We start from the raw sequence: 12,346 nt of genomic DNA on the forward strand, positions 1-12,346 counted from the left end.
CGAGAATCTTTAAGCCTGATCACCGGATGTAAAGTCATCAATTCCTGAGCGAGTTTTTCTGAGTGGTGGAGCGGAATTGGATTCCCTTCCAGATCGAGAAAACTGTATTTGGTCTCAATATCGTATTCATCTCGGGATGCACTCAATCGGTAAATAATACGATTGGTCCCTTGTTCGTCCTGAACCCAGATAGGCTTTATCTTACGGTACCGGCCAGAGTGAATCTCATTTTTATCGGTTGAAACCAGACTAAGTACGATTTGAAGGTGTTGGGTTTGCGGATGAGCGATAGAATAATCGACGTGAAAATCGGTCATCTCAAAATTGTATGGGGTGCCTTCTGGTGGCAGGGAAACGGAAAGCGCGTCTAATAGTGATGATTTACCCCAAGTATTCTCACCGATGAGGGTGGTGAGTTCATCAAATGCGATTGAAAGACGTTTGATACCACGAAAACCTGAAATCTCAATTCGCTCTAGCTTCATACAGTGACCTCATTGACTGCGTTACTATAAGCATAATAGAAAACTCTTGTTATAGCAGACATTTAGGTCACAAACTGATAAGCCTAAGTTAATCATCTGTTTATCAATTAGTATGACTATGCTCATACAAAACCATGTATATGAAATGTCATTCTGAATATATCTGTGAAATATAATGAATCTGTCATATTGGATAAGGTAGGATGTAGCGGAAAGAGAGAAAAGATATGACAGATAAAAAAAATAAAACAACACGGCTAAGGCTAGCCCACATTAACGACACCCATTCCTATTTTGAACCTACATCGCTTCAACTATCAATTAATGTCGCAGGCAAGACGCTTTCTCCATACGTAAGCGCTGGTGGATTTGCTCGTATTGCTACCCGCGTAAAACAACTGCGTGAGGAGGCGACGAAAACAGATCAGGATTTTATCTTCCTGCATGCAGGTGACTGCTTTCAAGGCACTCTGTACTTTTCACTGTTTAAGGGTGAAGCAAACGCGACGATGCTCAACGGCTTAGGCATTGATGCGATGGCATTGGGGAATCATGAACTTGATATGGGTAATGAACCTGTTGCTCAGTTCGCGACACAAATAGAATTCCCTCTACTGGCTGGTAACTGGGACTTAAGCAACGAATTAGAAAGCAAAGCGCTTAAACTATCGAGCAACTCGAGAGTGCTAAGCTACAACCCTGAAACTGGCGGTGCCCGCTGGATTGAAAAGCAGGTAGGTCACAACAAGGTTGCGATCTTCTCGCTGGCTCTCGATAAAATGGCTGATATCTCCAACCCAGATTGGGATACGCCGTTTACTAATGCGATACAAACCGCTCAACACACAGTACGAGATATTCGGGCAACGGGTATCAATAAGATCATCTTACTTAGCCACATGGGCTATGAAGCTGACCTCGACTTGGCAAATCATGTTGATGGTATCAGCGTAATTGTTGGTGGTCACAGCCATAGGTTACAGGGTGACTTTAGTAGCCTTGGATTGGTCAAAGACGATGAGTACGGCGTTAAGGTCAATCAGACTTATGTCGTGCAAGCAGGCTATCATGCTCTGAGCCTGGGTCACTGTGACTTAGAGTTTGCCAACAATGGTGAACTCGTCTCGTTCAGGGGTAAGAATGAACTGTTGCTCGGTAGAAGACTGTTTATCGATGCCGGCATGAGTGAAACTCATAACGAAACGCCTTATCAACAAGCTCGCCAGTTTATTAATAGCCACCCTAATGTTGTGGTGTGCAAAAAAGATCCGCAACTGCAAAATATCCTGCAAGATAAGTACCGTAGTCAGGTGAGAACTCTGCAGGGCAAGGTCATCGCGACAGCCAATCACAAGCTACGCCATATTCGAGTACCTGATGAACAAGGGCCAAGCGAACTGGCGCCTCTGGTGGCAGAATCCTTTTGCTATAAAATGAATCAATTAGGTTATCAGGCCGATTTTGCGATTCATAATGCAGGGGGAGTGAGAAACTCACTCAATCCAGGCGATGTATCAGTCGCAGATGTGGCAGGTAAACTGCTGCCATTTGCCGTTCCGATTGGTATTTACAAAATCAAAGGTCACTATTTGCCGCTTATTTTAGAAGGGGCAATCAACAACGCGCTAAATAATGGCGTTGAAGGAACAGGAGATGGTTCCTATCCCTATACCTACAACTTGAGTTTTGATTATCGATCTGACAAGCCAAAAGGTAAGCGTATCGAGAATCTAAAGATCCAGGATTCTAATGGAGACTGGCGCTCAATCGAGCCACAGCGTATATATCACGGGACTTCTTCGGCTTACACCATGAAAGGTAAAGAGGGTTATGACGCGATTCTCAATATGGAAGATGAGGGCATGATCACGACCATCTCCATGGCGGACTGCTTTATCCAGTTACTGGAAGACAAGCCGCAAACTCTTAACCGACACAAACCTGATTTCCAGTCGCAACAGTGGCACAAAGGTTGCTAATTACTCCTTGGGTTCATGCTATGTATCGATAATACTCAAGGGGGTATTATGTGGAGTAAAGATTGGATAGACGTTGCTGTGGTCATTAGCTGGATTAGCGTATGGTCAGCCTTAGTCTACTTTATTCCTGTGGGTGGCGTTTAACCGCTACAACAATCACCGCAGGACGCCGATAAAAAGGAGCAATTATTTTGCTCCTTTTTGATTTTATTTATAGACGAAAGGGAATTTCAGGCATAGAATCCGCCTTGTTTGGGGAGTAGTCGCCTCTGGTTTACTTATCGTCATCTCGTTAGATTCATTCTATCCGGTAAGTATAAGTCTTTCTGATGTTCAATATCAGAATCACTTCGACGAGACCAACGTAATCAAATGCTGCTTAGCACACGACGTGCTAGGTGGATTGTTTGTTTGCGGTAGGGATCGTCATAGTTCAATATTTCCTCGATCCCTCCGCCTTTGGAGGACACATGACCCCTGTTACTTATATTAGCTTCGGCATTCTGACCCTCGCACTGGTTGCACTAGATATTTGGCAAACTCGTGGTGGAAAAATTACCATCAAGAAAGCAGCCATCTGGAGTGTGTTCTGGTTTGCATTGGCGTTTCTATTTGCGGCAACCATCTACTTGTTCTGGGATATCTACGCACCGGGCAGCCAATACACGGCTGAGAAAGCGACCGTGTCGTTTATCACCGGCTACTTGTTAGAGAAGTCACTCAGCGTTGATAACTTGTTTGTGTTTGCAATCATATTTCATCAATACATGGTACCTGAACATCTAAGACCACGTGCTTTGCTATGGGGTGTAATTGGTGCTTTGATCTTGCGTGCGATTATGATCGCAGTAGGGGCACAGCTACTTGCACAGTACCACTGGGTGCTATACGTGTTCGCTCTGTTCCTGATTTGGACAGGTATTCAGCTAGCGCGTGATAAGGGTGAGGATGAGATTAATCCACTACCTGAACGTATTATTCGCAAGTTTGTCCCTGTGAGTGAGCAGTTCGCTGGTAACGCCTTGACGGTGATCGAGAATGGTAAACGTATCGCAACACCGATGTTTATTGTGATTGCTGTTATCGCCTTTATGGATGTGATGTTTGCGCTTGATTCAATTCCCGCAATCTTTGCGGTAACCAGAGAACCATTCCTGGTATTAGCGGCAAACGTATTTGCGCTGTTAGGTCTGCGTTCACTTTATTTTGTATTGCAGGGCATGATGGATAAGTTTATCTATCTCAAACCAGCACTGTCATTCATCATGATCTTTATTGGTATCAAGATGATGCTAGTCGGATCCGCGTGGGAAATCCCGACAGCAGTCTCTTTACTAGTACTGTTGACGACAATGACGGTTGCTGTCGTTGCATCGATCATTAAACAGAAAAATGATGCGGCTCAAGCTATTGTAACTACGGATAAATAAACTAATTAACTTTCGAGAAGAATCCCGTTTTAGTCTTACTATGATTGTAAAATAAATGTGATATTGAAACGGGTTTATCGTTCGTTGGTGACTATTTATTCGCGCAATCTTGCTTATTGTGGATTTATAGTCACTAAATGTGGATACGGTAAATGTTTTGGTGTTAATGATTTGTTTTATTAGAAAATCTAATTCGAATTTCCAAAAAATGTCATTTTTTGAGCGAAAAATTATTGCCTATCATTAGCGCATCAAAACGAATTTACCAGTTTATAGAGAGGCAATCATGGCACAAGTAATGCAAATGGGTACTATCGAAGCACCTATCTCTATGGATAAAAAAACCTACGCGGTTTCTTTCAAAGGATTGATTGCACACCTATTAGATATTCTTTTCACTGACAACAGCGAACCACGTGCACAATACGCAAGTGATTTGTCTGGTCACATGCAAAAAGATATCGGTCTATATCGTTAATTCGAGCGACCAGATTTAGAAAACGCCAGCTAGAAATAGCTGGCGTTTTTTTATGCCGTTAGCGAGTCATATCAAGTGTCGCCGAACATTGCTTTGCGGCAAGTACCTAATAGCAGTTATGGCACAAGATCATGTTTCTCATAATTGAGGCACTTTGTTGTAATCCTACAGCTACTCATGGTTCTACTGCTACAAAGTGTCGCTTGCCTCACTCTATGCGCCACAAGAGTGTAATGTTCCGATCGTATTCATCCTCATCTGTGTGAGCTTTAGTCCAAAACGGAATCTCCTCCTTTTGATCTACGCCTGCGTGTGACCTTGCATAGGAGGAGGTGTTTATTCGATATCCAAATATAACGTCAAGTTGAGGGTTTATGACCTTATTTCAAAGGGTTCAACCTCACAACGTGAATTTAGAATAGGTATAAGAATGAACATCAAGCTTACAAAACTGAGCATTGCCATGGCATCGCTTGGGCTTTTGGCTGGTTGTAATGACCAATTAGAAGTGCAGGTAATGGATGGTTACCTTGAAAACGCCGAAGTGTGGCTCGACGTCAATGGTAACTTTAAACAGGATGACCTAGAGCCGTCTGCAATAACAGATGAAACTGGATACGCTGCAATTGATATTAGTGGTCTATCTAAAAAAGATCGAAACGTCCACCTCATTGCGCGCGTACAACGTGGTATTTCAATAGATAGTGATATTCCAGGCGTAACAGCAACAAGAGATTATTTGATGCTGGCTCCGGCTGACCACAGCTACATTACACCGTTTTCAACTTATGTTTCACTTCAAATGATGGAAGGAAAGAGTGAAAAACGAGCGACAGCTAAGCTGAGACGCCATTTAAAGCAACCAAAACTGGACTTGGAGTCCGATTACATCGATAACGGGCAAACTTTAGTGGCGAGAGCCGCAAAGTCGTTGAGCCAGATTTTGCCAGATACCATTGAAGAACAAGGTTTTGAACAACTTGTCGAAACGCTGGAGCTCGGTGCAAAGGCCTTGGGGCAAGAGAAGAAACAGGGTAATCGTCGATTAGAAGGTGTGACCTTGATGAACGACGGCAGTGGTCAGCCGACTGTTGCAGCGGATAGCGATGGTGACGGTGTCGCAGACGTAGTGGACCTTTTCCCTGCTGATATACAAGAGTCTGTCGATAGTGACCAAGATGGCATAGGTGACCATCGAGATTTAGATGATGACAATGATGGCTTTGCTGACACGGTAGAATTGAGTTTAGGTACAGACCCATATAACTCAGCTAGCCAGCCAAGCGACCTTGATGGCGACAAGATTCCTGACAGTCTGGACCAAGATATAGATGGTGATGGCTGGAGCAACATCGATGAAGAGCGTTTAGGCAGTGATCCATACTCAGCTGAAAGTATGCCAAGCGATTATGATAGCGATGGAATTGCTGACTCTGAAGATCAAGACATCGACGGTGATGGAGCGCTAAATACTGACGATGCATTTCCAAAAGACAAATTCGAAAGTATCGATACCAATGGGGATGGATTAGGCGACTTTGCATCGAGTGACGACGATGGCGACGGCATTCCAGACTCCATCGATCCAAATCCTAAGAGCCCGGATAATAGTTCTACTGAACCTGCGCCCACTTATCAACAAGCGGTTATTTACTATAAACGTGATGATGGTAACTACGATGATTGGGGTTTACACCTTTGGAATAATGCAAGTTGTGACGCCGTAACTGATAGCGCGCTTAATGGGGTTGATTGGGGCAACCCATTCAACTGGAGTGAGATTGACCCAGAGTATGGCGCAAAATATGTTGTCCCTCTGAAGGACGCTCATGGTGCGTGTATGAACTTCATTGTTCATAAAGGTAATGATAAGGCACTTGGTGGGGACGACCTGAAACTTGAGTTTATAAAGGGTAATACGCTTTATACCGCACATGGTAGCTCAACGCTTAAATACTCACCGAATGAACAAACCAGTGTCGAACTCTCTGGCGCCTCTGCACATTGGTTAGATATTAATAGTTTTGCGTGGTTCGATCACTCACAAGCTAAGTCTTATCAACTTTGGTCAACGTCAGAAGGCGCTGGGGATATTAGCAAACCAGAACAGTTCACCAAGCGAGAACTGTCATTATCTGGCGTAGTAGACAATGCAAAATTCCCGCATCTAAAAGGTCGAATCGAATTTGATCTGGCGATAACCGCTGAAGAAGCAAAAGAATTACTTAAACAGCAGTTAATTGCCGTTGCTCTCGATGATCAGGGCAAGCCACTCGTTGCAACGCGAATTCAAATACCGGGTGTCATTGATTCACTTTATACAAGTGGGCCAAATGATGCTGATGAAGCGAAGCTAGGCAGCTGGATTGAAGGCGATAGCGCGAACTTTGCGCTTTGGGCGCCAACCGCGCAAGACGTAGAGCTTTATCTATACGATAGTGACAAAGCGCTTGTTCAAGACTCTCCAATTAGGATGACTGTAAATTCAGACACAGGGGTCTGGAGTTATCAAGGAAGTGCGGCATTAGAAAATATCTTCTACCGTTATCGCGTCAAAGCTTACCATCCAAAAACGGACCATATCGAATGGATGATGACGACCGATCCTTACTCACTGTCTCTCAGTACTGATAGCTTACATTCCCAATTAGTGGACTTAAATTCGGCGCACACCAAGCCGAGCGGGTGGGATAACCATGAAATCCCTGAGATTCAAAACCCAGAAGACCACATCATCTATGAGCTCCACATTCGTGATTTTAGTGCGAGTGATACACAGGGAACGCCAGAGAGAAACGGGAAATACAGCGCTTTCTTAGAAGATGAGCGTGACAGTGTTAAGCAACTTAAGTCATTGAAGAGTTCAGGCTTAACCACGATTCACTTACTGCCAAGCTATGATTTAGCGTCTATTGCAGAGCAAGAGTCTAAAACGGTCAATCTTACTGATACGGTTGGTAAGTTGTGCTCCATTAATCCGAAAGCGAAACTGTGTGAAGATGGTACGAGCCATAGCGCTACGATTCTGTCGCTTCTTGAGCAAACCGACCCAAATACTGGTGAAGCCCAGGCTTTACTGGCTGACATTAGACCCTTAGATGGATTCAATTGGGGCTATGATCCTTTCCACTACAGCGCTCCGGAAGGCAGTTATGCGGTCTCACAGGACGGCACAGACCGAATCCGCGAGTATCGTCAAATGGTTAAGAAGCTCCACGATATGGGCTTCCGCGTAGTTCAGGACGTGGTATATAACCACACTTACTCATCTGGTCTATACGATAAATCGGTGCTCGATAAGACCGTACCGGGCTACTATCATCGCTTAAACCCAATCACAGGTGCGGTAGAGAACTCTACTTGTTGTGATAATACGGCTTCGGAAAACCGAATGTTTGAGAAGCTAGTGGCTGACAGCGTTATGATGTGGGCACAAGACTACAAGATAGATGGCTTCCGCTTCGATTTAATGGGTCACTTGATGAAATCAAGTATGCTGCATATCTACGATAAAACACAGCAAGTCGATCCAGACACTTGGTTCTATGGTGAAGGCTGGAACTTCGGTGAGGTTGCCAACGGGCAACGAGGTGAAAACGCGACTCAGTGGCCAATGGCAGGCACGGGTATAGGTACTTATAACGATAGGCTTCGTGACGGAGTGCGAGGTGGTGGGCCATTCGATAGTGGCGATGCACTACTCGAAACCCCAGGGTTTGCCAATGCCGGTGAACGATTCGATGACGGTCTGAAATCTAAAATGGATCTGATTCGTTACGGCATGGCAGGTAACCTGCAGAACTACCCGCTAGAGACCTACAGTGGCAGTGTGGTCTATGGCAAAGATTACCAATATGGCGGACAAGGGGCTGCTTATACACTTGATCCTCAAGAATCAATTAACTACGTATCTAAACACGACAACCAAACTCTGTGGGATTTTAACCAGTACAAAGCTTCGGCTGATATCACCTCTGCGCAACGTGCGCGAATGCAGATCGTCGGGCTTTCAACGGTTATGTTAGGTCAAGGCGTGCCTTTCCTGCATATGGGTTCTGAATTACTCCGTTCTAAATCAATGGAGCGTGATAGCTATGACAGTGGTGATTGGTATAACAAAGTTGATTTCAGCAAACAAACCAATAACTGGAATGTAGGTTTGCCGCGAGCAGATAAAGATCAGGCTAACTGGAACGCGATTAAATCGGTGATCAGTAATCCAAACACAGTCGCTTCTGCACAAGATATCGAATGGACAGATAATGCGTTTAAAGCATTGCTCAAAGTACGTGCATCGACTCCTTTACTTAAGCTGACATCAGAGCAAGAAGTGCTTGATCGAGTTCGTTTCCACAATACCGGAAGTAATGCTTTGCCGGGACTGATTGCGATGTCGGTAAATGATGGAGCTTCAGTTGGCGCAGATTTAGACCCAGGTAATGACGCTATCCTGGTATTGATCAACGCCAATACCTCTCAACAGAGCATTAAGATAAGCGGTGCGCAGGGTTTTGAGTTGCATAGTGCGCTCAAAAACTCTGCTGATGATCAAGTCAAACAGACCAAGTTTGCCGACGAAACCTTTACGGTTCCGGCTTTGACTGCAGCTGTGTTTGTTCAGCCACAAAACGGTCTACAGGGCGAAGGGCTCATCGTTGACAGCAAACCTATTGATGTTGCGCCGTATGGAAGCAGCAAGCTCTATGTTCGTGGCTCAATGAACGGCTGGAATACCAGCGATGAAATGCTGTATCAAGGTGACGGTATCTACACATTTAACGGATACTTAATGCCTGGTGTGTATGAGTTTAAACTGGCGTCAGAAGATTGGAGCACTGTAAACCTTGGTTTTGGATCCTTCAATCAAGCAGACGATTCGGTCACTCTTGAAGATGCGGGCAATGGAAACATTAAAGTTACCGTTGTTAGCCAGGGTGTTTATGACTTTACGTTAAATGCCAAACAGCAGTCTTCTTTAACCGTTGCGGTTAATGAGACTGGTCTCGATTATGCCTGTTACAGTGATAACAATAGTGCGTGTGATTTACGTATCTATCAGGTAATGGTTGAGTCGTTTGTCGATGGCGATCCAAACTTCGACTATGGCGTAGGGTATGGCAACTCCCATCATAAAGGCGATCTTCAAGGGATCATCAACAGCCTTGACTATATCAAGAGCCTCAACATGAATGCGCTATGGCTTACCCCAGTATTTGATTCATGTGCCGGTCAGGGTGGAGACGACAAACTCGATGCCACAGGATACTTCGCTTGTGACTTCTTCAACGTAGATCCTAAGTTCGGAACCAACGACAAGCTAAAAGAACTGATAGATACTGCTCACTCTAAAGGGCTCTACGTATTGTTAGATGGAGTTTTTGGCCATACCAATATCAACGGAGCGAAGCCATCACCTACAGGCAAGTTGCCGAGTCTGAAAAAAGAGTCAGGCTACCCAGGCCAATATGTCATCTATCCAAACGCTGAGAGTGAAGCCTTCTTTACAGAAGTTGCGACTTACTGGGTTAAAGAGTATGGCATTGATGGATGGAGACTGGACCAGGCGTATCAGGTTCCCCTGGATAGCTGGAATCGTATCCGCACTGCGGTAGAAGTAGCATCTATGGAGAACGTTGTTGCAGGTAAAGAGTGGGGCACACTTGGTTATATGGTCGGTGAAGCATGGAGTAGTGCCGATCAAATCACTCGCACTGTCTATGGAAGCGATACGCAACCAGGCCTTTCATCGGCATTTAACTTCCCACTTCGTTACGGCTTAGTTCAGGCTCTTGCGGTCGAAGAGTCTGGCGCAATGGGTAACGCTCGTGCGCTTGATTCTGATTGGAACTCGAGAACCACAGCACCGTATCATGCAATGCCAAATCTGATGATCGGTAACCACGATTTAGTCCGCTTTGGTGACTTGATTCAACGTGGCGGATTGGGCGATTACTTCCAGCGTCATAAAGCCGCATACAGTTTCTTAGCTGCATATTCTGGTCCAATTACTTTCTATTACGGAGAGGAAATTGGTGATGAGGTTGAAAACTTTGCCGCTAAAGTTACAGTCGATTGCGTGAGTCAGGGTGTGTGTGATGACCATGTTGCTCGCTCAAGTGCAAAGGTAGCAGGTGTTACCAATACGACTGTTAACACCGAGCAAAACGATCTAATGCAATACGTAGCCAAACTGATGCAGGTACGCGGTGAGCATTCTGCGCTCTACAACGGTGAAAGAAGAAACCTATGGTTAGATGACACCCTGTATGCCGACCTAAAAGTGGATGGCGAACAGCAGGTTATCTACGTTCTTAATACCGGTGAAAGCCAGCGCACATTAAATGTGGATCTGTTACGGATCAAAACAGCGACAGAGTTTGTTGACTTGATGACAGGTGAAAGCATTAACATTCAGTCGGTCAATGGTGCTATCCAAGTACCACGATTAACAGGACGATTGCTGTTGGTGAAGTAACACGCTACTAATATTAACAAGCCGTATCAAAAAGGCGCTCAATGTGTTGGCTCTTGAACTTGGATTACTAGTGATCAAGAGACAGCCCAAAAGGGGGCCTTTTTATTGGTATTCGTTACAGCTAATGTACAGTGAACCTGCTTTATACCAGAGCGAAACGGTGAATTAGTGACGCACAATCACTGTAATTATCGCTGATCTACTTCTAATAGCCCCTCAATATGACCTTTGTGCAGAGTGGGCACCGGATAGTTATCCCACAAATAGACCGTATCCCCAATTCTATCTACCCGAGTAAACCGGAACCACATATGTTGAGTAAGCAGGTTTTCACGAGTCACGTTATTATCCGACAGATCACCATACACATTCTCACGTTGTTCGAAGATTCGAATCCACTGATGGCCATAGATTAATTGTCTTGAAGAAATACGCCAATTGGAGACGATTTCGCCATTTTCATCATACTGAATGTGTAACGCGGTTACTCTTCCGCGATAAGCTTCTATTATCGCGACACGGTTCTCAACCTCTATGATCATTCGGTAGTTATTCATATAGCCAGCGATTGCACCGTATAAAAAGATACACAATGTAACAACCAAAGAGATTAGAGCAGCCAACTGCAAATGTTTAATCATTGTATTCTGCCTCGTGCAACTGTTGTGAACTGTCTGTCACCTCAACCCAGGAACCAGAATCGTTAAAGTAGTAAAGATTCCCTTTATCGGGTTCACCCAATGTCATAGGAGCAAGAGTTTCGAAAGAGTCGCGCTCATTAAAGCAATAGCTAACACTATCGACGACTTTGCAATCGATCCTGACCCATGAGTAATAGGCAAATAAAGCCAATAAACAGGTAGATGTGATTACTGTTATGGAACATAGCGATATGGCCACAGACTTAACGTTGTGAAGTTTAGCCGGATTGGACCTTACGTATAAATTTGGCGCCTCTTTAGTTACGGGTGACTCAGGAGGGAGTTCGAGCTTGTAACCAACTTTTGGCACATTGACAATTTCTAGCTCTGCTAAACTCAATACTTTTCTTATATTCGCCATCGCAACAGGTAAAGAGTTGGGGCCGATTATGTCAGGTCGCCCCCAACCGGCAACAATAAGATCATGCTTGGTTACAACCTGCCCTTGATTTTGATGTAAACACTTTAGAATAGCGCTTTCTGGGTGGGTTAAAGACATTGCCTTACCGTTTGCGAGGCGAATCTCTGAGGTCGACTCATCTTTCACTAATAAACAGCTACCGATACGAATATGTGTGTTAGGCATAGTTTCTTCCATGTATCGAATGGGGTTGGGGATATAACATGGCGATCCTCATTACTTTCATCATAGATAACTATGTTTAAGAACGTTACTTCTACTGATCGCAAACAGAACTAGTGACTATTAATATAAGTATAATTTCTTTGTTTATTAACTAATTTATGATTAATTATGAACTTTAATATTGAAAAAATGAATTGGATGGATGTTAATTC

At 44.3% G+C, this 12,346-nt stretch carries 7 protein-coding genes; 4 read left to right on the forward strand and 3 right to left on the reverse strand.

All coding sequences use genetic code 11. The features are described from left to right. A partial coding sequence (locus tag RH46_RS08600) for a DUF2813 domain-containing protein (RefSeq protein ID WP_006879026.1) occupies nt 1–485 on the reverse strand: 485 nt, incomplete at its 3' end. 227 nt (nt 486–712) lie between these two features. Between RH46_RS08600 and RH46_RS08605 the strand changes: the two genes are divergently transcribed. From RH46_RS08605 to pulA, 4 genes are all read left to right on the forward strand, one after another. Beyond that, nucleotides 713–2,464 carry a bifunctional metallophosphatase/5'-nucleotidase gene (locus tag RH46_RS08605; RefSeq protein WP_006879027.1) on the forward strand — a complete coding sequence of 584 codons (1,752 nt, stop codon included), beginning with the start codon at nt 713–715 and terminating at the stop codon, nt 2,462–2,464. A 470-nt stretch (nt 2,465–2,934) separates the two neighbouring features. Then, nucleotides 2,935–3,894: a TerC/Alx family metal homeostasis membrane protein gene (locus RH46_RS08610; protein WP_006879028.1), complete on the forward strand. Its 960-nt coding sequence runs from the start codon at nt 2,935–2,937 to the stop codon at nt 3,892–3,894. Between the two features lie 286 nt (nt 3,895–4,180). Further along, on the forward strand, nt 4,181–4,372 hold the full coding sequence (locus RH46_RS08615; protein WP_006879029.1) for a hypothetical protein: 192 nt from the start codon (nt 4,181–4,183) through the stop codon (nt 4,370–4,372). A 430-nt stretch (nt 4,373–4,802) separates the two neighbouring features. Continuing rightward, nucleotides 4,803–10,847 (forward strand): pullulanase-type alpha-1,6-glucosidase, encoded by a 6,045-nt coding sequence (gene pulA / locus RH46_RS08620; protein WP_006879030.1) that lies wholly within the window; start codon nt 4,803–4,805, stop codon nt 10,845–10,847. A gap of 188 nt (nt 10,848–11,035) precedes the next feature. Here the strand turns inward: pulA and RH46_RS08625 are convergent, their stop codons facing one another. Then, a complete protein-coding gene (locus RH46_RS08625) occupies nt 11,036–11,488 on the reverse strand; it encodes a hypothetical protein (protein ID WP_006879031.1) in 453 nt (150 codons plus the stop codon). Beyond that, nucleotides 11,481–12,134: a winged helix-turn-helix domain-containing protein gene (locus RH46_RS21620; RefSeq protein WP_006879032.1), complete on the reverse strand. Its 654-nt coding sequence runs from the start codon at nt 12,132–12,134 to the stop codon at nt 11,481–11,483. Before RH46_RS21620 ends, RH46_RS08625 begins: the two co-directional genes overlap by 8 nt. Nucleotides 12,135–12,346: the final 212 nt, after the last annotated feature.

Origin of the sequence: Vibrio brasiliensis LMG 20546, assembly GCF_000189255.1 — a bacterium.
GTDB classification, from domain to species: Bacteria; Pseudomonadota; Gammaproteobacteria; order Enterobacterales; family Vibrionaceae; genus Vibrio; species Vibrio brasiliensis.